Raw genomic sequence first — 23,707 nt, forward strand, 5'->3', positions numbered from 1 at the left:
TCAGTCGGACGATGCGCGGGGCGGGTTGACGGCGTCGCCCAGGCAGGTGAGGTCGGAGTCCGCTGTCACCTCGAAGGCCTCGAACGCGTCGTCCGCGAGGATCGCGTCGATCAGCGCGCGCGAGCCGCCCACGAGGGTCGAGTCGAGGTCGATCTCGGTGCCGAGCACCCAGGCGCGGTCGCGCGGCCAGATCAGCTGCGGTGACGGATCCCTCCCCCATGTGCGCGACCAGCCGATGCCCACCGCGTACCCCCAGTCCGGATCCTCGAGCTCCGACAGCGCGCAGGCGATCCGGAGGTAGGTCCGGCCCGGCAGACGCAGGAGGTGAGGGTCCGTGAGCGCCCGCGTCACCTCCGGCGAGACCGCCGGCGGCTCCGGAACCGCTGCGGGAGGCGCCTCGCCGTCACCCTCCCAGGCGATGTAGACCATCCCCGAGCCGGGGTGGAGATTGCCCCAGCCCTCCCATACGGCGAGCACCGCATCGTCCGGAGTCGACGTGCCGGCCGCGAGCAGCGGCGCCAGCCGCGCGAGCAGCGCAGGCTCGAGCCACCCCTCCTGAGGCGGCCGCACCTCCCAGGCGCCGATCGAGGTCTCGTGCTCGCGTGAGGCGAGGGACCCGTACTGGACCTCCGGGTGCATGATGGCGCCCACCGCGGCCGCGACCTGGGTCCAGGTCCACGCGCGCTCGTCCACCACCCGCGGCACCACTCCCTCGCCGCGGTCGGTCCAGTCGAGCAGCCGCCCCTCGAGGGGATGAAGGATCCGGGCGTAGGCGTCCCAGCCGGTGCCGACCACGCCGCCGACCGCTCCCCAGCCGTGCAGGCGCCGCTCCAGCCACTCCCCCTCGTGCGAGCCGAGCAGGACCCTCACGACCGGCGCTCGCCCAGCAGCAGCCGGTAGATCGCGAGGTCCTCGTCGCTGTACACGCAGAAGGTGACGTCGTTGACGTCCGGCGCCGACGCGAGCGCCTGCGCGACCGCGCGGGTCGCGATGCGGGCGGCGCGCTCCTTCGGGTAGCCGTAGACGCCCGTGGAGATCGCAGGGAACGCGATCGAGTGCACGCCATGGTCCTGCGCGATCTCGATGGCCCGGGTGTAGCAGGACGCGAGCAGCGCGTCCTCGCCCGAGTCGCCGCCCTCCCACACGGGGCCGACGGCGTGGATGATCCACTTGGCCGGGAGCGCGTGGCCGTAGGTGATCTTCGCCTCGCCCGTCCGACAGCCGCGCAGCGCGCGGCACTCGTCGAGCAGCCCCGGACCGGCGGCGCGATGGATCGCCCCGTCCACGCCCGCGCCGCCCAGCAGCGACTGGTTGGCCGCGTTGACGATCGCGTCGACGGGAAGGGTGGTGATGTCGGCGAGCCGTGCCCCCATGACGGCGGTCATGGCGCGAACCTACCGGAGCGACGCCCCGACGGTCGACTCCCCCGGGCAGCCGTCGCGCTCTGGGCGAACCTCGGAACATCCGCACGCGGAGCGGAGTTGCCTCTCAGGACACCCCACGACCCCCGGAGGACACCCCATGACCTGGACCGCGGCCGACATCCCCGATCAGAGCGGACGCGTCGCGGTGGTGACCGGCGCCAACGGTGGGCTGGGCCTCGCGTGCACCATCGCCCTCGCACGCCGAGGCGCCCACGTGGTGATGGCGGCGCGCAGCCCCGAGAAGACGGACGATGCGCACGCCGCGGTCCTCGCCGCGGTGCCGGGGGCGTCGCTCGAGACGGTCCCGCTCGACCTCGCCTCGCAGGAGTCAGTCCGCTCGGCCGGCCGGACCATCGCCGACCGGCACGGGGCGATCGACCTGCTGCTCGCCAACGCCGGGGTGATGGCCATGCCCGAGGGCCGCACCGCGGACGACTTCGAGACCCAGCTCGCCGTCAACCACCTGGGCCACTGGACGCTCATCGCGGAGCTGCTCCCGCGCCTCATGGAGGCCCCGGCCGCGCGGGTCGTCACCACCACCTCGATCGCTCGCCTCAACGCGGACCCGGTGGATCCCGCGAACCCGCATCTGGACGGCGAGTACGAGGACTGGAAGGCCTACGGGCGGTCCAAGCTCGCGGCGGTGCACCTCGCCGTCGGCCTCGACCGGAGGCTGCGGGCGGCGGGCTCGACGGCGCGCGCGCTCGTGGCCCACCCCGGCATCTCGCACACCGACCTGCAGAAGCGCACCGTGCGCGAGGGTGGTGGCGGGACCCAGGGACCCTTCTGGGAGCGCTACGCCGAGCGGCGCGGCATGGACCCCGCGCGCGGGGCCCTCTCGCAGCTCCGGGCCGCCACCGACCCGCGCGCCGAGGGCGGCACGCTGTACGGACCGCGGTGGGGCGTGACCGGCGCCCCGACGCGACGACCGCTGCTCACCCGACGCGGCATGGACGGAGCGATCGCCGCCCTCTGGACGGCGTCGGAGGAGCTGACCGGCGTCGCGCTCGAGGTGCCCGCGGAGGTGACGCGGTGACGGACCAGGCGTCGGCCGCGGACGCCCTGGTGTTCTTCGGGGCGACCGGCGACCTGGCGCGCAAGCAGATCTTCCCCGCGCTGTACGGCATGGTGGCGCACGGCGAGCTGGACGTGCCCGTGGTCGGGGTCGCGTTCTCGCAGTGGAGCGTCGACGACCTGCGGGAGCGCGCCCGCAGCTCGGTGACGGCGGCGTTGCCGGACGCGGACCCCGAGGTGCTCGACCGGCTCATCGGGCTGCTGCGCTATGTCGACGGCGACTACCGCGACCCGGCCACGTTCGAGGCGCTGCGCGACGCCTTGGAGGGGAGGCATCGTCCCGTCCACTACCTGGCCATCCCGCCGGCGCTGTTCGGGACCGTCGTGCAGGGGCTCGCCTCGGTCGATCTCGACCGGGACGCGCGCGTGGTGGTCGAGAAGCCGTTCGGCCGCGACCTCGCGAGCGCACGCGAGCTCGACGCGGTGGTGCGCTCCGCCTTCCCCGAGGAGTCGATCTTCCGGATCGACCACTTCCTGGGCAAGGAGGAGATCATGAACCTCCTCTACTTCCGCTTCGCGAACTCGTTCCTCGAGCCCGTGTGGAACCGCGACCACGTCGCGAGCGTCCAGATCACCATCGCCGAGGACTTCGGCGTGCAGGGGCGAGGCCCGTTCTACGAGTCCGCGGGGGCGCTGCGAGACGTGATCGAGAATCACGTCTTCCAGATCGTCGCGCTGCTCGCCATGGAGCCGCCCGCGTACCAGGGGTACTTCGCCGTGCACCAGGCGAAGGCCAACGTGTTCCGTGCGATGCGGCCGCTCACCCGCCACGACATCGTCCGCGGTCAGTTCGAGGGCTTCCGCGAGGAGCCGGGGGTGTCACCGACGTCCGACACCGAGACCTACGTCGCTGCGCGGCTGTTCATCGACTCGTGGCGGTGGGCGGGCGTGCCCTGGTACCTGCGGACGGGCAAGAAGATGCCGACCACCGCTCACGAGGTGGTCGTGGAGTTCAAGAAGCCGCCGCAGCCGTTGTTCGACGACGCGATGATGGCGCAGCGGCCCAACCACCTGCGGTTCCGCCTGCAACCCGACGGCGAGATCGCCCTGGGCGCGCGCATCAAGACGCCCGGGGAGGAGTTCGTCGGCGAGCAGCGCGAGCTGACGGTGCCGACCGCGGGCGCCCAGGCACGCCGTCCGTACGAGCGGCTGCTCGGCGACGCCCTCCAGGGCGACCGCGCGCTGTTCACCACCGAGGACTCGGTGGAGGCGGCGTGGACCGTGGTCGACCGCGTGCTGACCGACCATGCGCCGGCCATCCGGTACCAGCCGGGCACCTGGGGCCCCGCGGAGGCGGACACCCTGATCGGAGCGGACGGGCCGTGGTACGAGCCCAAGGGAAGGAAGGCCTGACATGCAGCTGGGGATGATCGGACTCGGACGGATGGGCGCGGGGCTGTCGCGCCGGCTGCTGCGGGACGGCCACACCGTCGCCGTGCACGACGTCGACCCCGCCGCGATCGACGCGCTCGCAGTCGACGGCGCGGTGCCGATCCGCGAGCTCTCCGGATTCGTCGAGGCGCTCGAGGCGCCCCGAGCCGTGTGGGTGATGGTGCCCGCGGGAGCGATCACCCAGCGGGTGATCGCGTCCCTCGCCGACGTGCTCGAGCCGGGCGACGCCATCATCGACGGCGGCAACAGCTACTACCGCGACGACCTCGACCACGCCGCGATGCTCGGCGAGCGTGGGATCCACCTGGTCGATGTCGGGACGTCGGGAGGCGTCCACGGCCTCGAGCGAGGGTTCTCGCTGATGATCGGCGGGGACGATGCGGTGGTCGCGCGGCTCGCGCCGGTGTTCCGGACGCTGGCGCCCGGGGTCGACGCCGCACCGCGCACCCCCGGCCTCACGGGCGAGCCGGTCCCCGGCGAGGAGGGGTGGCTGCACTGCGGCCCGGTGGGCGCGGGGCACTTCGTGAAGATGGTGCACAACGGTGTCGAGTACGGGCTCATGGCCGCGTACGCCGAGGGGCTCAACGTGCTGCGCAACGCGAACATCGGGTCGCGAGAGCACGCCCAGGACGCGGAGACGGCCCCGCTGTCGCATCCCGAGCACTACCGCTTCGACATCGACACCGCCGCGGTGGCGGAGGTGTGGCGCCGAGGGTCCGTGGTCGGGTCGTGGCTGCTGGACCTCACCGCCGCCGCGCTGCGGGAGGACCCGGACCTGGCCGCGTACTCGGGCCAGGTCTCGGACTCGGGCGAGGGCAGGTGGACGTCGATCGCGGCCATCGAGGAGGGCGTGCCGACGCCCGTGCTCACCACCGCGCTGTACTCGCGGTTCGCGTCACGGGACCTCGACGACTACGCCCAGAAGGCTCTGTCCGCGATGCGGAAGGGATTCGGCGGCCACGAGGAGAAGCCCACGGGCGAGTGAGCGGCACCTGAGCGGCACGGGTGAGGGTGCCGTCCGCGCCCGCTGCTGAATTCATGCACGAGCGGACGTGCGCGGGCCGCCCGCGCGCTCGTGCATGAAGGAGGGAGCGGCGACGGCGGGACTCCCTCGTGACGCGCCGCGCGGCACGCCGGGCGGACCGGGCGATGGACCGGACGGGGTCCGGAGGGCCGGCGCCCGGTCGCGCCTCACAGGGAGGCGCGACCGGGGGCCAGCGGGGCGGTGCGTGCGGCGCGGAGGCGCCTGGCGAGGCGCAGGTGCGCGCGCAGCGCACGCATCCTGAGCGACCACGAGGACCGACGGGAGGGCGGGGCCTCCCGCTCGGCCGCGCGGTCCGCGTGAAGCAGCTCGGGATGACGGGAGTAGTACAGCGCGAGCCTGGACTGAGGCTCGAGAGGGTTGGAGTGCATGAGAGTCACCTTCGGGGCGTGCGGTCGCGTGGCGACCGCCTCCGGGCACGGACGACCGTGCCACGGAGAGGACGATGTGCATCGCACCGCCGAGGCGACGGTCGAGCGTCGCGTCAGGAGTGCGGAGGCGCTGCGCCGTGAGGCGAGCGCAGGGCCCCGGACGGGGCGGCGAGGCGGGCGGTCCGCTAGGCCGTGAGGCCGAATGCTTCGCGCGCGAATCGCGCACAGGTGGGACCGTCGACCACCGGGCCGGTCAGGCGCGTGGGCGCGACCGAGCCGCTGAGGACAAGATCGTCGATGAACGTCATCATGAGGGTCGCACCCCCTTCCGTGTAGTGTCTCCGGCCCGACCGGACGCCGGGCCGTGGGCCAGTCAACACCCTGGCAGACGAAAGCGCCAGGACATTTTGCGCAATCGTGATATTGCGCCCGTCGAGGCCTGCCCGATCCCCTCAGAACAGGGTGAGGGGATCGACCGCCGACGACGGCGCGGCGGCGGCCCGACGCCACTCCCCCGCGTCGTCACGGGCGTTCGCGCGGGACGCCACCGATCCGGTGTTCGGGTCCTCCGGCGCCCGCGCCAGACCATGCTTCGCGATGATCGGTCTGATGCGCGAGGCCAGCCAGCGCCGGTACTCCTTCGGTGCATAGGCGCCGTCCCCGTACAGCTCGCGATAGCGCGGGATCAGGTCGGGACGATGCGCATGGAGGTACTGGGCGAACCACTCCTTCACGCCGGGCCGCAGGTGCAGCGCGGTGTACGTCACCGAGGACGCGCCGGCCTCCTTGATGCGCGCGAGCGCCGCGTCGAGGTGCGCCTCGGAGTCGGTCAGGAACGGCAGGACCGGCATCATGAACACGGCGACCTCGAAGCCCTCCGCGGCCGCGGCCGCCACGGTGGCCAGCCGCGCCTGCGCGGTGGGAGTGCCGGGCTCGATGGCCTGCTGGAGCTCGTCGTCGACGATCGCGATCGAGATCCCCAGGTCGACGGGCACGGACTCGCGCGCCGCCGCGAGCAGGGGAAGGTCGCGGCGCAGCAGCGAGCCCTTGGTGAGGATCGACAGCGGGGTCCCCGCGTCCGCGAGCGCGCGGACGATCCCGGGCATCAGCCGATAGCGGCCCTCGGCGCGCTGGTACGGGTCGGTGTTGGTGCCGAGCGCGACGTGCTCGCGCTCCCACGACGGCTTCGCCAGGTCCCTCCGCAGCGCGTCGACGATGTTGATCTTCACGACGATCTGGCTGTCGAAGTCGCGCCCGGCATCGAGCTCGAGGTACCGATGCGACGGGCGGGCGAAGCAGTAGGCGCAAGCGTGCGAGCAGCCGCGATACGGGTTGATGGTCCAGGTGAAGGGCACCGCGCTTCCGGGACCGACCCGGTTCAGCGCGCTCTTCGCGAGCACCTCATGGAACGTGATCCCGGCGAACTCGGGCGTCTGGACCGTCCGCACGACCGTCGACAGCCGCGCGAGCGCCGGCAGCGCATCGTCCGTCTCGGCGCGCAGCGCCTGACCCTCCCACCGCATGCCGCCATTCGAACAGGTGTTCGAGTCGAGGTCAACCCTCCACGCCGACGCGATCGACCTCGAGGGACACCTGCGGCGACGCACCCGCGGGAACCTCGAAGCCGTAGGACAGCACGGTGACGTCCCATTCCTCGGGGCGCGACAGTGTCCAGCTCACGCCGTCGGCGGCGAGGCGACCGCGCACGGCGTCTCCCCCGCAGGTCCCCGAGATGAACGTCGGCGGCTCCGTCACGGCGGATGCGTCCTCGAGAGCCACCGGAGCGAACGGCACCGTGGCCGAGCACGCGGCCGCCGTCGGATCCGAGGCCGCGTAGGCCTCGCCGCTCGCCGCCGGATCGAGCGTGAGCCGCACCAGGATGGGATCCGGCTGGTCGTCGCGCCCCTCCCACGGCCACCAGGAGTCGACCCGCTCGCCCGTGGACCAGACCCCGGTGACGAGCGCGACGTAGGAGTCGCCCGACGCGTCCGCCGCGTCGAGGTTCCGGTAGACCTCGACGCAGACGTCGAGCGCCCCGGAGTACGACTGCGACAGCGCCTGCCACGGGCGCGCATGCACCGACGCCCACACAACGGTGTCGACGCACTCCCCCGAGGATCGCTCGAAGTCGCCCGTGATCACCGGCAGCGGCATCTCGGCCGCCGCGCGCACCTCCGGCGCGGACCCGAGCGTGTCGGACCTCCACCAGAACCAGCCGATCGCGACCAGCACCAGCGTCACCAGGATCGTCACCACCGCGCGCACGCAACCCCCTCGCCCGCGGTCGCACGACCGCTCCCACGCCGAGCATAGGGCCCGCACCCTCCTGCGCCGCGGAGGCGCCGCACGGTCATGGCCCGTGACCTACGTCCCTTTTACCTTCCCTTGGAGAACGGCAGACTCGCCGATGAGGGCGCACCATGGGTGGTGTGCCCTCCCCTGCGAGACGAAGGAGCCGAGCATGACCGTGGTGGAGCACCGCAGCTACCTGGACCAGCTGACCCTCGCCCCCGAGGTGCGGGCCGCGCTGGAGACCGCTCCGGCGGTCATCATCCCCGCGACGCGCGCCGAGCTCTACGAGCTCACGCTCGGCCCGGACGGCGGACCCGTGTTCTCGGTCGACTACGACGTCGACGGCGAGGTCATCACGGAGGCGACCGTGACGCGCTGCCGCAACGGCGCCGCCGTCAACTACCCCGAGGACTACATGCGCCGGCGTGACCCGAAGTGCATGGTGATCGCGGACGACCGCCCGACGGACAAGGACCGGTTCGCGGACCGGTTCGGCCACGGCTTCGCGGAGACCCGGCAGGAGACCCTCGACTGGCTCTCGCGGCAGGAGCTGATCGTGGTGCCGTTCAAGGCCGGAGGCCCCACCTACGGGTCGCCGTCGATCGCGATCGTGCCGCGCAACGCCGCGTTCTTCGCGACCGCGCTGGTCGACCTCCAGGGCTGGGTCACGTTCGAGCAGCTGGGCGAGTTCGCCCCGCGCGGCATCGTCTACGTCGCTCCCCCGTTCCGTCACACCCACTTCGACGGCCGGCAGGTCGTGGTCCACGACCGCTCCGAGACGCTGCACGAGATCTTCGCCTACAACCTCTACCCGGGCCCGTCCGCCAAGAAGGGCGTGTTCTCGATCCTGCTCGACATCGGCGAGCAGGAGGGCTGGATCACCGCCCACGCCTCGTCGGTGCGCGTCACCACGCCCTACGACAACGAGACGGTGATCATGCACGAGGGCGCCTCGGGCGGCGGCAAGTCCGAGATGTGCCAGGAGCTCCGCCGCGAGCACGACGGCCGCATCCTGCTCGGCACCAACGTGGTGACCCAGGAGCCGTACCTCATCACCCTGTCGGAGACCTCCGACCTCGCGCCGGTGACCGACGACATGACGCTGTGCCACCCGGCGGTGCAGGACGGCAGCGGCAAGATGGTGGTCGCGGACGCCGAGGACGGCTGGTTCGTCCGCGTGGACAACCTCAAGAACTACGGCGAGGACGTGCACTTCGAGCGCGCCGTGATCCATCCCGACGAGCCGCTGATCTTCTTCAGCATCGACGGCGTCGCCGACGCGACCGCGCTGCCGTGGGAGCACACCCCGGACTCCACCGGGAAGCCGTGCCCGAACCCTCGCGTGGTGATCCCCCGCCGCATGGTAAAGGGCGTGGTCAACGACCCCGAGCCCGTCGACGTGCGCACCTTCGGGGTGCGGATGCCGGCCTGCACGGCCGACGCCCCGAGCTACGGGATCATGGGTCTCACCCACTTCGTGCCGCCGTCGATCGCGTGGCTGTGGCGCCTCATCGCTCCCCGGGGGGACAAGAACCCCTCGATCGGCGAGGCCGCCGACGCCGTGAAGAAGCTCGAGCACGGCGGGATGGTCTCGGAGGGCGTGGGCTCCTACTGGCCCTTCTCGACCGGCACCAAGGTCGAGGCCGCGAACCTGCTGCTCGCCCAGATCACGGAGTTCACCCGCACCCGCTACGTGCTCACCCCCAACCAGCACGTCGGCGCCTACAAGGTGGGCTTCTCGGCGGAGTGGCTGACGCGCGAGTGGCTCGCCCGCAAGGGTGGCGGACGGATGCGCGCCGAGAACCTCGAGCCCGCCCGCTGCGCGCTGTTCGGGTACGCGCCGCGGGAGATCACCCTCGACGGCCAGCCCGTTCGCCGCACGCTGCTGCGACCGGAGCTGCAGTCGCAGGTCGGCACCGCCGCCTACGACGCCGGCTGCGCGATCCTCACGGGATTCTTCAAGGCCGAGCTCGGGCAGTACCTCACCGACGATCTCGACCCGCTGGGACGGCGGATCATCGAGGCCTGCCTCAGCGACGCCACCGTGGAGGACTACGAGGCGCTGACGCCGATGTACCTGTAGCGGTTGACGGCGCGCGCCGGGCGGCGCACGGTGGGCGCATGAGCGAACCCGCCGGCGCCGTCCAGCTGCGCCTCGTCGTCCACGCCGAGGACCTCGACGCCGCCGTCGCGTTCTTCCGCGACGCGCTCGGCCTGCCCGCGGAGCTCGACCTCACCTCGCCCACGGACGGCCCCGGCGAGGATGCGCGGGTCGTGGTGCTCGGGGCCGGGCGGGCGACGCTCGAGCTCGTCAACACGCCGCAGCGCGCGCTCATCGACTCCCTCGAGGTGGGGCGTGACGCCTCGCGCGAGATCCGGGTCGCGCTCGAGGTCGACGATGCGGCGGACGCCTCCGCGCGGGCCGTCGCCGCCGGCGCCGTCGAGGTCGCGCCGCCCACCCCCACCCCGTGGGGCTCCCTCAACGCGCGCCTTGAGGGGCCCGCCGGGCTGCAGCTCACGCTGTTCCAGCAGGTCGAGCCCGAATAGGGCGCGATAGCGTGGAGCGAGAGGCGCCCCGGCCGCCTCGCCGACGTTCGACGAGGCGGCCACGCCGCCGCTGGGAGGCGCGATGGCCGCGACCGCGGGTCCCGAACCGTCGACGCGCGCCGCGGGCGACGTCGCCGCCGACGTCCGCACCGACCGCGAGGCGGGACTGGCTCCGGAGGATGCCGCGGCGCGGCTCGCGCACGACGGCCCGAACGCGCTGACGGCCGCGCCGCCCGTTCCCGCGTGGCGGCGGCTGCTGGCCCAGCTCGCCGACCCCCTGGTGTACCTGCTCGTCGGAGCCGTCGCCCTCTCCCTGCTCGCCTGGTCCGTCGAGGGCCGGGACGGCCCTCCCTACGACGCGATCGTGGTCGCGCTCGTGATCGTCGCGAACGCGGTGATCGGCTTCGCGCAGGAGCGCCGATCCGCGCGCGCCGTCGAGGCGCTGCAGAGGATGGCGGCGCCGCACGCGGTGGTCGTCCGCGGAGGCGACCGCGTCACGGTGCCGGCCTCCGCGGTCGTGGTCGGCGACCTGCTGGTGCTCGCCGAGGGTGACGCGATCGCCGCCGACGCGCGCGTGGTCGCGGGCTCGTTGTGGGTCGCCGAGGCCGCCCTCACCGGGGAGAGCGCACCCGTCGAGAAGTCCTCCGCGGCGCTGCGCGCCCCCGCCGCGCTCGGGGATCGGAGCTCGATGGTCTTCGCCGGCACCGCCGCCACGCGCGGCTCCGCGACCGCGATCGTGACGGCCACCGCGATGGACACCGAGACGGGACGCGTCGCCGCGATGCTCGAGTCCACGCCCGACGACCCGACACCCCTCCAGCGCGAGATCGCACGGCTCGGCCGGACGCTCGGCCTCGTCGTGGTGGTGATCGCGATCGTGGTGGTGGGCTCGGTGCTCCTCACCCGGGACGTGGACGGGCTGCCGGGCCTGGTCGACGTGCTGTTCCTGGGCGTGGCTCTCGCGGTGGCGGCGGTGCCCGAGGGCCTGCCGGCCATCATGTCGGTGGTGCTCGCGCTCGGGGTGCAGCGGATGGCGGGCCGCAACGCGATCGTCAAGGATCTCGCGTCCGTCGAGACCCTCGGCTCGGCCTCCGTGATCTGCTCGGACAAGACGGGCACCCTCACGGAGAATCGGATGGCCATCACCCAGGTCGTCACGGCGTCGGGCGGCTCCCCGGTGGACGGGGCCGACCCCCTCGGACGACGCGCCGTCGCGCTGGGCGCGCTGGCGTCGGACGCGACCGAGCGTGCCGACGGCCGCCTCGACGGCGACCCGACGGAGGTCGCCTTCCTCGCCGCGGCACGCGCGCACGCATCACCGGAGGACCAGGGGTCGCTCACGCGCCTGGACTCCGTGCCGTTCAGCTCCGAGCGCCGGCGCATGTCGGTCCTCGCGGGCGCCGGCGACGGCGCCCGGACCCTGGTCGTCAAGGGGGCGCCCGACGTGGTGCTCGATCGCTCCGCGCGCCAGGAGACGGCCGAGGGCGACATGCCGCTCGACCCGGATCGGCGCCGCCGCGTCGAGCGTGCCCTCGAGGAGCTGGCCGGCCGCGGCATGCGGACCCTCGCGGTCGCGGTGCGGGAGGCGGGGGACGCGCCCGCGGCGTCCGAGGAGCTCGAGCGGGAGCTGACGCTGGTCGGCCTCGTCGGCATCGTGGACCCGCCGCGCGACGCGGCGCGACTCGCCGTCGCCGAGGCGCAGCGCGCGGGGATCAGGGTCGTGATGATCACCGGCGACCACCCGCGCACGGCGGTCGCGATCGCGGGAGACCTCGGCATCGTCGCCACCGACGCACCCGCGCTCACGGGCGCGGACCTCGACGGCCTGGACGACCAGGCGCTCGCCGACGCGGTCGGCGACGTGTCCGTCTACGCCCGCGTGGCGCCGGAGCACAAGCTGAGGATCGTCGACGCGCTGCAGGCACGCGGCGCGGTCGTCGCCATGACCGGTGACGGGGTGAACGACGCGCCCGCGCTGCGCAGCGCCGACATCGGGGTCGCGATGGGGCGCGGCGGCACGGAGGTCGCGCGGGAGGCCGCGAACATGATCCTCACCGACGACGACTTCGCGACCATCGTCGAGGCCGTCCGCGAGGGGCGCGGGATCCTCGACACGATCACCCGGTTCCTGCGCTTCCTGCTCGCGTCCAACCTGGGCGAGGTCCTCGCGGTCTTCCTCGGCGTGCTCGCGGCGTCATGGCTCGGGCTGATCGCCGCGGACGGCGCCGTGCTCGCGCCGCTGCTCGCGACACAGATCCTGTGGATCAACCTCCTCACCGACCTGGGCCCGGCGCTCGCCGTGAGCGCGGAGGAGTACGCCGACGACCTCATGGACAGGCGTCCGCGGCCGCTGGGCACGCCGCTGATCGGGCGTCGGATGTGGGCCGGCATCGCGGTCACCGGGCTGGCGATGGCCGTGGTGACGCTCGCGACGTTCGACCTGCTCCTGCCCGGCGGCCTCATCGAGGGCACGGCCGACGTCGACACGGCGCGAACCGCGGCCTTCACGGTGCTGGTCATCGCGAACCTCACGGTGGTGTTCTCCGCGCGGTCCGAGACGGTCTCCGTCGCGCACCGGCTGCTCACCAACCCGTGGCTCTGGGGCGCGGTCGGGCTGTCGCTCACCCTGCAGGTCGCGGTGGTGCACGTGCCCGCGCTCAACAGCGCCTTCTCGACCGCTCCCCTCGACGCGCGGCAGTGGGCGGCGTGCGTGGCGCTCGCCATGGTGGTGCCGGCGGTGAGCGAGGTCCGCAAGGCGGTCCTGAGGTCCCGCGACCGGCGTGCCCGAGCGGCGGTAGGTTGACCGGGAGCACCGAGGAGGCGACGTGACCCGCGCGCATGAGATCAAGGCGGCGATGGCAGAGGTCCCCGTCGAGGACCCCGCACGGACGGAGTACGACAAGCTCGCCGCCGACGAGTGGTTCCGCTACCGCGCCGGCCCCGAGCTCGCCGACATGCAGCGAGCGACCCTCGCGCGCCTGCGGGACCTCAACGGCGCGTACTTCGAGGACCCGGAGGGCTCGACCGCGGCGCTCGCCGCGCTGGTCGGCGAGTGCGGGCCAGGGCTGGACTTCCGTCCGCCGGTCTACCTGGAGTACCGCGAGCGGGTGAGGTTCGGCAGCAACGTCTTCATCAACGCCAACCTCATGATCCTGGGCAGCGGGATCGTCACGATCGGCGACAACGCGCTGATCGGCCCCGATGCGCGGTTCTACACGGTCAACCACGCCTTCGACGTCGAGACCCGTCGCGAGGGCTGGGAGCGCGCCTTCCCCATCACGCTCGAGGCGGACGTGTGGCTCGGCGGCTCCGTCGTGATCTGCCCCGGCGTGACCATCGGGCGCGGCTCCGTGGTCGCGGCCGGCTCGGTGGTGACCAAGGACGTGCCGCCGATGACGGTGGTCGGAGGGAACCCGGCGCGGGTCCTCCGCACGCTGTGACCGGGCTCCTGCCGACCCAGAGGCCGCTCTCGGGCCCCCAGCTCGAGGCGCTGCTCGCGCCGCTCGGCCGGCCCGCGCACACGTGGCTGATGTCGGGCGGGACGTTCTCCGCCGTCCAGGGCGTCGAGCTCGACTCCGGCGAGACGGTCGTGGTGAAGACCTCGGTGCCGGAGGCGCTCGACGAGGCCGGCCGGTCACGGCTCCTCGGCTACGAGCATGACCTGCTGCGCGCGGAGCGCGATCATCTCGCGCTGGTGGCGGAGGTGCCCGACGTGCCGGCGCCCCGCGTCCTCGCGGAGGACTTCTCCCGTGCGATCGCCGACGTCGACGCGCTGGTGATGACGCTCGCGCCGGGCATGCCGTGGGATTCCGCCCGGGACGTGATGACCCCCGAGGCCAACGCCCGGGCCTTCGAGGAGGTCGGCCACGTGGTCGCCGCGCTCGCCGCCCAGACGGGGTCGCGGTACGGCCTGCCCGCCCGCGACTTCGTCCTCGGAGGCGCGACGATGCGCGGGTTCATGTCCGCGCTGATCGCGTCGGCGGCGGACGATGCGCGCGCCTGGGGCGTCGACATCGAGGCCGACCGCCTCCACGAGGCGGTGGAGGCGGCCGGCGACGCGCTCGACCAGGTCGAGACGCCGTCGCTGGTCCACGCCGACCTGTGGCATGGGAACGTCCTGGTGGATCCGCAGACGGGCCAGGTCACCGGCGTGGTCGACTTCGAGCGGTCGCTGTTCGGCGATCCGCTGTGGGGTCTGGCCGGCGGGGAGACGCACGCGTCCGGCGCGTTCGAGGCGGCGAAGGTGCGCGGCTACGAGGCCGCGACCGGCCGCCCCCTGGCGATGGACCGCGCCGCGGAGCGACGGGTCGCCCTGTACCGCCTGTGGTCGATGGCGGTGCAGCTGGTCGAGATCCATCCGCGGGGCTTCAGCGGCGACTGGATCGCCGGCCACGAGGCGTCGATCCGCGCGAACCGCGAGCGCCTGCACGCCATCCTCGACGTCTAGCCCGAGGCCTGGAGCGCGTCCAGGGCACGCAGCGCATCGTCCCGCCTGTCCCACGGCACGAAAATGTGGTCGTGGTGGAATCCGGCGACCACGTTCGCGCTGATCCCGACGTCGGCGAGCGCACGTGCGAAGGCCGCGGTGAGGCCCACCGCCTCGAGCGCCGAGTGCACCTCGAGGGTGATGCGCGCGGATCGGAACTCGTGCGCGGCGCCGGCCGCGCGCGCCTGCGCCTCCGGGACCACCCAGGTGGTGCCTTCCGCCTCCTCGACGGTGACCACGGGCGCGCAGCCGGCGGGAGCCACGTCGCCCGTGACCCACACGTAGGGCTCGGGGTCGAGCCGCGCGCTCATGGAGGAGATCAGCTCCGCCAGGTCCGTGATGGCCATGGCACCTACGGTACTCAGGCGCCCGCGAGCGCGAGCCGGGCGTCGCCGTCGGCGAGGATCATCGCGGTGCAGGCGCCCGGAGCGCCGTGGAGGTGCTCGAACGCGGCGTTGTAGCAGCCGAGCCACACGGTGGTCGCCCACGCGACCTCGGTCTCGTCCGCGGTGAACGAGCGCCCGGCCTCGCGCTCGTACGCCGCGAGGAGCGCCGCACAGCTCTCGATGTCCGCGATCGCGCCCTGCTCGAGGGTCGCGACGTGGTCCGCGGCGAGGTTGCCCACGTGCACCGCCTCGGGCAGGACCGCGATCGAGTCCCAGTCGTGCACGATCGGCCGCTCCCCCACCCAGCGGACGTTCTGACCGTTGAGGTCGGCGTGGCCCAGCACCCGGGGCAGGTCCGCCGCCAGCAGCCGGGCGCGGGCGGCACCGCCCAGCCGGACGAGGGAGGGCGGCAGATCGGCCTCGATGCGGTGCGGGTCCCAGCGCGACGATGCGGCGGGCGGCCAGACCCGGTCCGGATCGGCGTGGTCGTAGTGCATCCACGGGGGCGGCTCGAGCCCGGCGGCGTTCACGTCGCCGACCGCGGCGATGATCTGCGCCGACAGCCGCGCGTAGAGGTCCTGAGGCGAGCGCGGCGGCCGGGTCCGACCCTCCGGACGCCACGCCTCGGCGGTCAACCGCTGGTCGCCGTCGACGGGGTCGGGACCGGCGAGCAGGGCGGGAGTGTCGATGCCCGCGGCATCCGCGGCGCGGTGCGCGGCGGCGACGATCGCGAGCCGGCCGTCGTCGCCACGCCGCTTGATCGCGACGCGGCGGCCGTCGACGAGCTCGACACCCCACACCTCCGACATGGAGCGGGCCTCGAAGAAGACCTCGTGCGGCGACGCGCCGAGGGTCCGGGCGACCCACGCGGCGACCTGCGGATCGAGCGTCATGGCACGAGGCTAGCGAGGGTAGACGGCGATCACGCCGGCGTACGGGCCCAGGTAGGGCGTCGGCTCGGGAGCCCCCGTGATCCACAGTTGCGAGATCTGGCCGTCGAGGTACAGCGCGTCGTCGCAGCCGAGGACGTCGCGGAACAGCGTCGCGAAGTCCCACAGGTTGACGAAGCCGAGCGAGAGGGCCAGGTGAACGGTGGTCCCATCCGGACTGACGCCCACGCCGGAGCGCACCGCCGTGTTCACGCTGCCCTCCCGGAACTCGGGATGGATCTCGCCGTCGAGCACGAGCGCCGGGCCCGACTGGGTCGCGTACGTGACGCCCGCGGGGTCGTAGGCCGTGCTGTCGACCACCTCCGCGGTGCCGTCGTCGTGGACGGCGAAAACGGCGTTGGGCTTGAGATGGAAGTTGCCGCCGCCGTCGGCGAGGTTGAGGTCGCGAAGCACCTCGCCGTCGCTCACCAGCAGGCCGCCGGGTCGGAGGTCGTCGGAGAAGATCCCCGCATTGGTCAGCGCTGCGATCTCCGGGTGATCAGCCAGGTAGACGGCCAGATCGGTGCCGTCGTCCTCCTGCGGCCAGTCGACGCGGACCTCCCACTCCTCGAGCGGGAGGGTGAGCACCGCGAAGCGGTGACCGTCGACCTCCGGGTTGCTGAGCGTGCCGACGATCGCGGCGGGCTCGTCGCTCGCCGTGGGCGCGGACATGGACGATGCCGACGCGGCGGGCGACGCCGCGGTCGGGGTCGCGGTGGACGCGTCAGGCGCGGTCGCGCCGGAGCAGCCGGCGAGCAGCGCGGCGGCGGCGAGGGCGACGATCGAACGGGCGCGGAGCACCCGACGAGGCTACGCGACGGGAAGGCGGGAGGCCTCCCGTTCGTTCCACCCGCATCGTCCCCCATCGACCCGAGGAGCGCTCATGCCCACCGGCACCCTGTCCGACACCCCCGCCACCGTGACCGTCGCCGTGCTCGGCACGGGGATCATGGGCTCGGCGATGGCGCGCACCCTGGTGCGCGCCGGACACCGTGTGCGGGTGTGGAATCGGACCCACGCGCGCGCCGCCGAGCTCGCGGGCGACGGGGCCACGGTCGCCGTGACCGCGGCGGAGGCCGCGCACGAGGCGGACGTGGTCCTCTCGATGGTGCACGACGGCGACACGGTGACCGAGGTCATGCGGCTCGCCGCCCCCGGCGTGCGGCCGGGGGCGGTGTGGATCCAGTCCTCGACCGTGGGAGTCGAGGCGCAGCGCGGGATCGCCGAGCTCGCGCGTGAGCTCGAGGTCGTGCTGGTCGACGCGCCCGTGCTGGGCACGCGCGAGCCGGCAGAGGCCGGCCAGCTGACCGTGCTTGCGGCCGGTGCGGACGAGGCCCGTCCCGTCGCGCAGGCCGTGTTCGACGCCGTCGCGGCGCGCACCGTCTGGACGGGCGACGATGCGGCGGCAGGGTCGGCGCAGGCGCTCAAGCTCGTGGTCAACAGCTGGGTCCTCGCGGTGAACAACGCTGTCGGCGAGAGCGTCGCGCTGGCCGCGGGCCTCGGAGTCGACCCGCGGCTGCTCCTCGACGCCGTCGCGGGCGGCGGGCTCGACATGGGCTACCTGCGCCTCAAGGCCGGGCTGATCCTCGACGAGCGCCTCTCCCCTGCGTCCTTCGCGACGGAGACCGCCGCGAAGGACGCGGACCTGATCGTGGACGCCGCCGCGCGGGCCGGGGTGAGGGTCGACGCGCTCGCCGCGGCGGGCGGGCGCCTGCACCGCGCCGTCGGCGGCGGCCACGGCTCCGAGGACATGGCGGCGGCGTACTTCGCGTCGTTCGAGGGGTAGCGCGCCGGGAGCGGTCTCACCGCGTACGGTGGGCGCATGGTTCAGCACCCCGTCCGACTCGCCACCCGCGCGGATGCCCGCGCCGCGGCGCAGCTGCTGCACGACTTCAACAAGGAGTTCGACGCCCCCACCCCGGGACCGGAGGTGCTGGCGGCCCGGCTGGCACGGCTGCTCGACCAGGGGGACACGTTCGCCTACCTCGCGGGCTCGCCCGCGGTGGGGATCGCGCTGGTGACGCTACGTCCGAACGTGTGGTTCGACGGTCCGGTCGCTCTGCTCGACGAGCTCTACGTGCGCCCCGACCTGCGCGGGCGCACCATCGGCACCGACCTGATCCGCGCGGTCGCGGACTACTGCCGCGAGCTCGGCGTGGACTTCCTCGAGGTCAACGTCGACGAGGGCGACAAGGACGCGCTGCGCTTCTACGTCCACCACTCGTTCGCGCTGCGCCAGCCCGACACCGGCGAGCGGGCGTTCTACCTCACGCGCGCGCTCGGCTGATCGCCGCGGGGCGCTACGGTGCACCCATGATCGGCACGGAGCTCCACGTCACCCATGACGACGCACGCCTCCGGGTGGTGCTGTCCCCTGCCGCCGGGAGGCCCACGCTGGTGCTGCTGCACGGCATCACCGATGGCGCCGCGACCTGGGGCCGCGTCGCGGAGCGCCTGGCGGGGTGCTACTCGCTGGTGATGCCCGACGCGCGGGGCCACGGCGGCTCGAGCCGGATCACCGGCTCGATCGACATCGAGACGCTGGTGGACGACGCCGCGGCGGTGCTCGATCACCTCGCGACGGGTCGCGTGCTCGTGTGGGGCCACTCCATGGGCGCGGAGACGGCGGCCCGCCTCGCCGGCGCCCGCCCCGACCTGGTGCGCGCGGCCGTGCTGGAGGACCCGCCGTTCCACGACGCGCCCCCCGCGGAGGCGGCGGGCGGCGACGACGACCCGCACCTCGCCGCGTTCGTCGAGCTGCTTCACAGCGTGGGCGACATGACCCCGGAGCAGCGCATGGCGATGGCGCGCGCGTCGAACCCCGGCTGGCACGACGACGAGCTGGCGCCGTGGGCCGACACCAAGGCGGACTTCGACACCTCCGCGCTCACGCTGCTCGACGGCGGGCTGGGCCGCGACTGGCGGGCGGCCGTCGCCGCGATCGCGTGTCCGACGCTGCTGGTCACGGGCGACGCCGGCGCGATCGTGACGCCTGAGGTCGCGGCCGAGGCGGCCGCTCTCGCGCCGGCCGCGCGGGTCGCGCACATCGACTGCGCGGGCCACAGCGTGCACCGCGACCGTTTCGACGCCACCGTCGCCGCCGTCACGGCGTTCCTGCGCGACGTCGTGGCCGACTGAGCCGTCGCCGCGACGGCGACCCGCGCATCGTCCCGCCCCTGGTAGCGGCGGATGCGCACGAGAGAGCGCTCTCGCCCGATATTCCCGACGCCGCGGCATCGTTACATTTCCGTGACGCCGGGCATTTGACGAAACGGCGTCCCCCGCTCTACTGTCAGTCGAAGCGATTCGAAAGTTGCCGCCGCCAACGAATGTCGGAAGGTCGGCAAGGTCCTCGCACGAAGGAGTGAGTATGGACGAGCGTTCAGCAGGCGTCGGGGACGACGCCGCGCGCCCCTCCGCTACGGGGGTGGCGCGATGACGTCATCGATGATCCTGGCGGAGACCACCGCCGAGCAGATCGAGGAGCGCGGCAAGAAGCCCAAGCGGGGCGAGCGCGGCCCGGGCAAGAAGTCGTTCACGCCGTTCTTCCTGATCCTCCCCTTCCTCATCCTCTCCTTCGTCTTCGCGTACCTGCCGCTGTTCGGCTGGGTCTACTCGCTGTACGACTACAAGCCGGCGCTGGGCCTGTCCGGCTCGGAGTTCGTCGGGCTCCAGTGGTTCCGCCTGCTGGTGAGCTCGCCCACGCAGCTCGCGCAGATCGGCCAGGTGCTGGTCAACACCCTGGCGATCAGCTTCCTCGGGATCGCGACCTCGATCCTCCCGCTGGGCTTCGCGGTCCTGCTCAACGAGATCCGCGCGAAGTGGTTCAAGAACGCCGTGCAGACGCTCACCACGCTCCCGAACTTCATCTCGTGGGTGCTGGTCTACATGATCGCGTTCTCGCTGTTCTCGACCTCGGGCCTGGTCAACGACATCCTGATGGACGGCGGCCTCATCACCGCCCCGATCAAGTTCCTCGACACCGATCAGCACGTGTGGCTGACCATGACCCTCTGGAGCGTCTGGAAGGGCCTGGGCTGGGGCGCGATCATCTACCTTGCGGCGATCTCGGGCATCGACCCGTCGCTGTACGAGTCGGCCCGCATGGACGGCGCCGGACGCTGGCAGACCATCCGCTACATCACCATCCCGCAGCTGATGCCCACCTACCTGGTGCTCCTGCTGCTCTCGGTCGCGAACATCCTGAACAACGGCATGGAGCAGTACTACGTGTTCCAGAACGCGTTCAACCAGAAGTACATCCAGGTGCTCGACCTGTACGTCTACAACATCGGCATGACGGGCAACAGCCTGTCGATGGCGACCGCGATCGGCATGCTCAAGTCGCTCATCTCGGTCGCGCTGCTGCTCACCGTCAACTGGATCGCCAAGCGCGTGCGCGGCGAGTCGCTGGTCTAGGAGGCGAACATCATGACCACCACGACCACCACCGTCGCGAAGCCGACCAAGCCCGCGAAGGCGCGCCGTCGCAAGGGCCACGACCACGACCGGACGTTCGGCGACATCCTGTTCGCGATGGCGAACTACTCGCTGTTCGCGCTGCTCGTCGTGATCTGCGCGTACCCCTTCTACTACCTGATCATCAACTCGGTCTCGGCGAACGACATCTCGGCGCTCGGCGACGTCCGCCTGTTCCCCCAGGGCTTCCACCTGTCGAACTACGAGCAGGTGTTCCAGCTCCAGGGCCTGCCGATGGCGGCCGCGGTCTCCGTCGGTCGTACCGTGATCGGCACCCTGCTGACCGTGCTCGCCTCCGCGTTCCTGGGCTTCATGTTCACCCAGCAGCGGATGTGGGGCCGGAAGTTCTGGTACCGCTTCCTGATCATCACGATGTACTTCAGCGCGGGCCTGATCCCGATCTTCATCATCATGAAGAACCTGGGGCTGACCAACACGTTCTGGGTCTACATCCTGCCGTTCATCGTGCAGCCGTTCTTCGTGATCCTGGTCAAGACCTACGTGGAGTCGATGCCCGCCTCGCTGCAGGAGGCAGCGGAGGTCGACGGCGCGTCGCTGCTGCAGGTGTTCTTCAAGATCTACCTGCCGAACATGACGCCGATCCTCGCGACCGTGGCGATCTTCTCCGCGGTGACGCAGTGGAACAGCTTCCAGGACACCCTGATCTACATCACCGACCAGAGCCTGTACACCCTCCAGTACCTGCTCTACATGTTCATCAACCAGGCGAGCTCGCTGGCGCAGGCCGCGCAGAACGCCGGCGGCAACCTGGGTCAGATCGCCTCCGCGGCGACCACCCAGACGCCCACGTCGATCCGGATGACCGTGTCCGTGATCGTCGTGCTCCCCATCATCTTCATCTACCCCCTCTTCCAGCGCTTCTTCGTGAAGGGGATCATGCTGGGCGCCGTCAAGGGCTGACGTCGCTCGAAACCATCAGAAAGGAAAGCAATGAAGCTGACTAGGACGACCGCGGCCTTCGCCGTCGCGGCGGTGGTGACGGCAGGGGCGCTGGCATCGTGCTCCTCGGGCGGTGGCTCCGAGGAGACCCCGACCTCCGCGACCGGCTCCGAGACCGGAGCCTTCCCCACCTCGTGGGACGAGGAGATCACGATCGACGTCTTCGCCGGTCTCGCGAACTACATGGGCATGCAGCAGGGCTGGTTCGCGAAGATCGTCAAGGACAAGTTCAACATGAACCTCAACATCATCGCGCCGAACGTGGCCGGTGGTGGTGACACCCTCTACAACACGCGCGTCGCGGCCGGCGAGCTGGGCGACCTGATCGTCACGGACAAGGGCCAGAAGCTCGACGAGCTGATCCAGGGCGGGCTCGTGGGCGACATGTCCGAGTACTACCCGCTGATGGAGAACGTCGGGCAGTTCGACACCGCGATGGACAACCTCAACGCGGAGTCCGGCGGCGTCTACGCGTTCCCGACCTCGGTGTCGCACCTCATGCCGACGGACGCCTCCGAGGGCCTCAACCCGACGTTCGGCCCGTTCATCCGCTGGGACTACTACGCGGAGCAGGGCTACCCGTCGCTCGACACCCTCGAGGACCTCCTCCCCGTCCTCAAGCAGATGCAGGAGGACCACCCGACCGGCGACAACGGCCAGCCCACCTACGGCTTCTCCCTGTTCAAGGACTGGGACGGCAACATGATGGTGACCGCGAAGCAGCCCGCCTGCTTCTACGGCTACGACGAGATCGGCTTCGTGCTCGCGAAGGCCGACGGCTCGGACTACCAGTCGATCCTCGACTCCGACTCCGAGTACGTCCGCAGCCTGCGCCTGTACTTCGACGCCAACCAGATGGGCCTGGTGGACCCCGAGTCGACCACCCAGAACTACGACACCCTGTACTCGAAGTTCCAGAACGGCCAGGTGCTGTTCGCGTGGTGGCCGTGGCTCGCGCAGACCGCGTACAACACCGAGGACAACATGGCCGCCGGCAAGGGCTTCGAGATCGCCCCGGTCGACGACATGGAGGTGTTCTCCTACGGCGCCGAGGCCTACGGCGGCAAGCAGGTCTTCGCGATCGGCTCCAAGGCCGAGGACCCCGAGCGCATCGCGGCCTTCGTGGACTGGCTGTACTCGCCGGAGGGCGCGTACGCGAACTCCGCGCAGACGCTGGGCTCCGCCGGTCCGCAGGGCCTGACCTGGGACATCAACGACGCGGGTGAGCCCGAGCTCACCGAGTTCGGCAACGAGGTGTTCCTCGGTGGCGGCGCCACCACCCCGGAGGAGTGGGGCGGCGGCGACTACCTCGACGGCGTCTCCGCTCTCAACACCATCTCGGTCCTCCCGATCGACGTGGACCCGAACACCGGCTTCCCCTACAGCTACACCTTCTGGCCCTCGTACCAGGAGGCGACCGCCACCCCGCTGAGCGAGGACTGGTCGGCCAACATGGGCGACGCCACGTCGACGATGGACTACCTCTCCACCAATGACAAGCTCCTGGTCGCCCCCGGCGCCAGCTTCACCATCCCGACCGACTCGTCGGAGGTCGAGACGCTCCGCAACCAGATCAAGGCGATCGTCATCCAGTACTCCTGGCAGATGGTCTTCGCCAGCGACGAGGCGCAGTTCGAGTCGCTGCTCAAGGAGCTGCAGGACACCGCCAACGGCCTCGGCTACGAGAAGGTCCTCGAGACCGACATGGCAAACGCCGAGATGCAGAACGACGCTCGCGTCGCGGTGACCGCCGCGTTCCAGTGATCTGACGGTCATCACACGGAGGCCCCGGGGCGCATGCCCCGGGGCCTCCGTCGTGCCCGGGGACGATGCCTTCCGCGTCTCGCTCCCCCGCCGGTTCGCGCGCTGTGAGGACATGAGTGCACGTTTCGAGTCGAAACGTGCACTCATGTCCTCACAGGACGCATGAGAGTCGAGGGGCCAACGGCGCACACTGGAAGGGTGAGGGTGGAGCTGCTGCACATCGCCGACTGCCCGGGGCACGAGCGGGCCGCGAGCCGTCTGCGCGCCGCGCTGGACTCGCTTGGGCTCGCCGCGACGCGGATCGAGGAGGTGCGGGTCGGCGCCGGGTCGATCCCGGCCGGATTCGCCGGCTCGCCCACCATCCTCGTGGACGGGACGGACCTGTTCCCCGGCACGCCACCGCTGGCGCATCTCGCGTGCCGGGTCTACCGGACGGGTGCAGGACCGGCGAACAGCCCCTCGTCGGAGCAGATCCTGGCGGCGCTGGCCTCGCGTTGAGCGTGCGCGAGGTCCGTGGTCTCCCCGCAGGAGGCGACGATGCGCCGAGAGGGGCGGTCAGTT

The 23,707-nt window shown here is 72.0% G+C and carries 24 protein-coding genes; 15 read left to right on the top strand and 9 right to left on the bottom strand.

What is annotated here, in order from left to right:
* Window positions 1-870, bottom strand: a complete 870-nt coding sequence (locus tag QQX10_RS03390; RefSeq protein ID WP_301118277.1) for a hypothetical protein — start codon at window positions 868-870, stop codon at window positions 1-3.
* Entirely contained in the window at window positions 867-1,385 is a 519-nt protein-coding gene (locus QQX10_RS03395) for an O-acetyl-ADP-ribose deacetylase (RefSeq protein WP_301118278.1), read from the bottom strand. Before QQX10_RS03395 ends, QQX10_RS03390 begins: the two co-directional genes overlap by 4 nt.
* Before the next feature lie 136 nt (window positions 1,386-1,521).
* Between QQX10_RS03395 and QQX10_RS03400 the strand changes: the two genes are divergently transcribed.
* From QQX10_RS03400 to gnd, 3 genes are read left to right on the top strand one after another with little or no spacing between them, the layout of a single operon-like run.
* A complete protein-coding gene (locus QQX10_RS03400; RefSeq protein ID WP_301118279.1) occupies window positions 1,522-2,460 on the top strand; it encodes an SDR family NAD(P)-dependent oxidoreductase in 939 nt (312 codons plus the stop codon).
* Window positions 2,457-3,851 carry a glucose-6-phosphate dehydrogenase gene (gene zwf, locus QQX10_RS03405; protein WP_301118280.1) on the top strand — a complete coding sequence of 465 codons (1,395 nt, stop codon included), beginning with the start codon at window positions 2,457-2,459 and terminating at the stop codon, window positions 3,849-3,851. Before QQX10_RS03400 ends, zwf begins: the two co-directional genes overlap by 4 nt.
* Before the next feature lies 1 nt (window position 3,852).
* A complete protein-coding gene (gene gnd / locus QQX10_RS03410; protein WP_301118281.1) occupies window positions 3,853-4,875 on the top strand; it encodes a phosphogluconate dehydrogenase (NAD(+)-dependent, decarboxylating) in 1,023 nt (340 codons plus the stop codon).
* Window positions 4,876-5,081: 206 nt separating this feature from the next.
* Here the strand turns inward: gnd and QQX10_RS03415 are convergent, their stop codons facing one another.
* From QQX10_RS03415 to QQX10_RS03430, 4 genes are all read right to left on the bottom strand, one after another.
* Window positions 5,082-5,303, bottom strand: coding sequence for a hypothetical protein (locus QQX10_RS03415; protein WP_301118282.1), 222 nt, complete (start codon window positions 5,301-5,303; stop codon window positions 5,082-5,084).
* A 185-nt stretch (window positions 5,304-5,488) separates the two neighbouring features.
* A complete protein-coding gene (locus tag QQX10_RS03420) occupies window positions 5,489-5,614 on the bottom strand; it encodes a hypothetical protein (RefSeq protein WP_301118283.1) in 126 nt (41 codons plus the stop codon).
* A 141-nt stretch (window positions 5,615-5,755) separates the two neighbouring features.
* Window positions 5,756-6,826: an Rv2578c family radical SAM protein gene (locus QQX10_RS03425; protein ID WP_301118284.1), complete on the bottom strand. Its 1,071-nt coding sequence runs from the start codon at window positions 6,824-6,826 to the stop codon at window positions 5,756-5,758.
* A gap of 31 nt (window positions 6,827-6,857) precedes the next feature.
* The gene (locus QQX10_RS03430) at window positions 6,858-7,568 is read right to left on the bottom strand and encodes a hypothetical protein (RefSeq protein WP_301118285.1); all 711 of its coding nucleotides are present in this window, start codon (window positions 7,566-7,568) and stop codon (window positions 6,858-6,860) included.
* A gap of 196 nt (window positions 7,569-7,764) precedes the next feature.
* On the opposite strand from QQX10_RS03430, the gene QQX10_RS03435 reads away from it, so the two are divergent.
* The 5 genes from QQX10_RS03435 to QQX10_RS03455 all read left to right on the top strand — a co-directional run bounded on the left by QQX10_RS03435 (window position 7,765) and on the right by QQX10_RS03455 (window position 14,589).
* Entirely contained in the window at window positions 7,765-9,678 is a 1,914-nt protein-coding gene (locus QQX10_RS03435) for a DUF4914 family protein (protein ID WP_301118286.1), read from the top strand.
* 38 nt (window positions 9,679-9,716) lie between these two features.
* Window positions 9,717-10,142: a VOC family protein gene (locus tag QQX10_RS03440; protein WP_301118287.1), complete on the top strand. Its 426-nt coding sequence runs from the start codon at window positions 9,717-9,719 to the stop codon at window positions 10,140-10,142.
* Window positions 10,143-10,224: 82 nt separating this feature from the next.
* Entirely contained in the window at window positions 10,225-12,945 is a 2,721-nt protein-coding gene (locus QQX10_RS03445; RefSeq protein ID WP_301118288.1) for a cation-translocating P-type ATPase, read from the top strand.
* Window positions 12,946-12,967: 22 nt separating this feature from the next.
* A complete protein-coding gene (locus QQX10_RS03450; protein ID WP_301118289.1) occupies window positions 12,968-13,582 on the top strand; it encodes a sugar O-acetyltransferase in 615 nt (204 codons plus the stop codon).
* The gene (locus QQX10_RS03455; RefSeq protein WP_301118290.1) at window positions 13,579-14,589 is read left to right on the top strand and encodes a phosphotransferase family protein; all 1,011 of its coding nucleotides are present in this window, start codon (window positions 13,579-13,581) and stop codon (window positions 14,587-14,589) included. Before QQX10_RS03450 ends, QQX10_RS03455 begins: the two co-directional genes overlap by 4 nt.
* On the opposite strand, the gene QQX10_RS03460 is transcribed toward QQX10_RS03455, so the two are convergent.
* Genes QQX10_RS03460 through QQX10_RS03470 form a run of 3 tightly spaced genes read right to left on the bottom strand, consistent with a single transcriptional unit; the run spans window position 14,586 to window position 16,744 of the window.
* Window positions 14,586-14,975, bottom strand: a complete 390-nt coding sequence (locus tag QQX10_RS03460; RefSeq protein ID WP_301118291.1) for an ACT domain-containing protein — start codon at window positions 14,973-14,975, stop codon at window positions 14,586-14,588. The two genes, QQX10_RS03455 and QQX10_RS03460, sit on opposite strands and share 4 nt — an antisense overlap.
* A 14-nt stretch (window positions 14,976-14,989) precedes the next feature.
* Window positions 14,990-15,907, bottom strand: coding sequence for a hypothetical protein (locus QQX10_RS03465; RefSeq protein WP_301118292.1), 918 nt, complete (start codon window positions 15,905-15,907; stop codon window positions 14,990-14,992).
* 9 nt (window positions 15,908-15,916) lie between these two features.
* Complete coding sequence (locus tag QQX10_RS03470; protein WP_301118293.1) at window positions 15,917-16,744, bottom strand: phosphodiester glycosidase family protein; 828 nt, start codon at window positions 16,742-16,744, stop codon at window positions 15,917-15,919.
* A gap of 82 nt (window positions 16,745-16,826) precedes the next feature.
* Between QQX10_RS03470 and QQX10_RS03475 the strand changes: the two genes are divergently transcribed.
* The 7 genes from QQX10_RS03475 to QQX10_RS03505 all read left to right on the top strand — a co-directional run bounded on the left by QQX10_RS03475 (window position 16,827) and on the right by QQX10_RS03505 (window position 23,644).
* Window positions 16,827-17,729, top strand: a complete 903-nt coding sequence (locus QQX10_RS03475; RefSeq protein ID WP_301118294.1) for an NAD(P)-dependent oxidoreductase — start codon at window positions 16,827-16,829, stop codon at window positions 17,727-17,729.
* Between the two features lie 36 nt (window positions 17,730-17,765).
* Window positions 17,766-18,230: a GNAT family N-acetyltransferase gene (locus QQX10_RS03480; RefSeq protein ID WP_301118295.1), complete on the top strand. Its 465-nt coding sequence runs from the start codon at window positions 17,766-17,768 to the stop codon at window positions 18,228-18,230.
* A 26-nt stretch (window positions 18,231-18,256) separates the two neighbouring features.
* Window positions 18,257-19,081 (top strand): alpha/beta fold hydrolase, encoded by an 825-nt coding sequence (locus QQX10_RS03485; protein WP_301118296.1) that lies wholly within the window; start codon window positions 18,257-18,259, stop codon window positions 19,079-19,081.
* Window positions 19,082-19,378: 297 nt separating this feature from the next.
* On the top strand, window positions 19,379-20,362 hold the full coding sequence (locus tag QQX10_RS03490) for an ABC transporter permease (RefSeq protein ID WP_301118297.1): 984 nt from the start codon (window positions 19,379-19,381) through the stop codon (window positions 20,360-20,362).
* Between the two features lie 12 nt (window positions 20,363-20,374).
* The gene (locus QQX10_RS03495) at window positions 20,375-21,343 is read left to right on the top strand and encodes a carbohydrate ABC transporter permease (RefSeq protein ID WP_301118298.1); all 969 of its coding nucleotides are present in this window, start codon (window positions 20,375-20,377) and stop codon (window positions 21,341-21,343) included.
* Between the two features lie 30 nt (window positions 21,344-21,373).
* The gene (locus tag QQX10_RS03500; protein ID WP_301118299.1) at window positions 21,374-23,146 is read left to right on the top strand and encodes an extracellular solute-binding protein; all 1,773 of its coding nucleotides are present in this window, start codon (window positions 21,374-21,376) and stop codon (window positions 23,144-23,146) included.
* A gap of 198 nt (window positions 23,147-23,344) precedes the next feature.
* Complete coding sequence (locus tag QQX10_RS03505; RefSeq protein ID WP_301118300.1) at window positions 23,345-23,644, top strand: hypothetical protein; 300 nt, start codon at window positions 23,345-23,347, stop codon at window positions 23,642-23,644.
* The last annotated feature ends 63 nt before the right edge of the window (window positions 23,645-23,707 follow it).

Source organism: Demequina lignilytica (genome assembly GCF_030418305.1).
GTDB lineage: Bacteria > Actinomycetota > Actinomycetes > Actinomycetales > Demequinaceae > Demequina > Demequina lignilytica.

Excerpts from the sequence above, each read along its gene's own strand:
- QQX10_RS03395 (WP_301118278.1), bottom strand. The coding sequence starts at position 1,385 with ATGACCGCCGTCATGGGGGCACGGCTCGCCGACATCACCACCCTTCCC.
- QQX10_RS03400 (WP_301118279.1), top strand. The coding sequence starts at position 1,522 with ATGACCTGGACCGCGGCCGACATCCCCGATCAGAGCGGACGCGTCGCG.
- gnd (WP_301118281.1), top strand. The coding sequence starts at position 3,853 with ATGCAGCTGGGGATGATCGGACTCGGACGGATGGGCGCGGGGCTGTCG.
- QQX10_RS03415 (WP_301118282.1), bottom strand. The coding sequence starts at position 5,303 with ATGCACTCCAACCCTCTCGAGCCTCAGTCCAGGCTCGCGCTGTACTAC.
- QQX10_RS03420 (WP_301118283.1), bottom strand. The coding sequence starts at position 5,614 with ATGATGACGTTCATCGACGATCTTGTCCTCAGCGGCTCGGTCGCGCCC.
- QQX10_RS03425 (WP_301118284.1), bottom strand. The coding sequence starts at position 6,826 with ATGCGGTGGGAGGGTCAGGCGCTGCGCGCCGAGACGGACGATGCGCTG.
- QQX10_RS03435 (WP_301118286.1), top strand. The coding sequence starts at position 7,765 with ATGACCGTGGTGGAGCACCGCAGCTACCTGGACCAGCTGACCCTCGCC.
- QQX10_RS03440 (WP_301118287.1), top strand. The coding sequence starts at position 9,717 with ATGAGCGAACCCGCCGGCGCCGTCCAGCTGCGCCTCGTCGTCCACGCC.
- QQX10_RS03445 (WP_301118288.1), top strand. The coding sequence starts at position 10,225 with ATGGCCGCGACCGCGGGTCCCGAACCGTCGACGCGCGCCGCGGGCGAC.
- QQX10_RS03460 (WP_301118291.1), bottom strand. The coding sequence starts at position 14,975 with ATGGCCATCACGGACCTGGCGGAGCTGATCTCCTCCATGAGCGCGCGG.
- QQX10_RS03465 (WP_301118292.1), bottom strand. The coding sequence starts at position 15,907 with ATGACGCTCGATCCGCAGGTCGCCGCGTGGGTCGCCCGGACCCTCGGC.
- QQX10_RS03475 (WP_301118294.1), top strand. The coding sequence starts at position 16,827 with ATGCCCACCGGCACCCTGTCCGACACCCCCGCCACCGTGACCGTCGCC.
- QQX10_RS03480 (WP_301118295.1), top strand. The coding sequence starts at position 17,766 with ATGGTTCAGCACCCCGTCCGACTCGCCACCCGCGCGGATGCCCGCGCC.
- QQX10_RS03485 (WP_301118296.1), top strand. The coding sequence starts at position 18,257 with ATGATCGGCACGGAGCTCCACGTCACCCATGACGACGCACGCCTCCGG.
- QQX10_RS03490 (WP_301118297.1), top strand. The coding sequence starts at position 19,379 with ATGACGTCATCGATGATCCTGGCGGAGACCACCGCCGAGCAGATCGAG.
- QQX10_RS03495 (WP_301118298.1), top strand. The coding sequence starts at position 20,375 with ATGACCACCACGACCACCACCGTCGCGAAGCCGACCAAGCCCGCGAAG.
- QQX10_RS03500 (WP_301118299.1), top strand. The coding sequence starts at position 21,374 with ATGAAGCTGACTAGGACGACCGCGGCCTTCGCCGTCGCGGCGGTGGTG.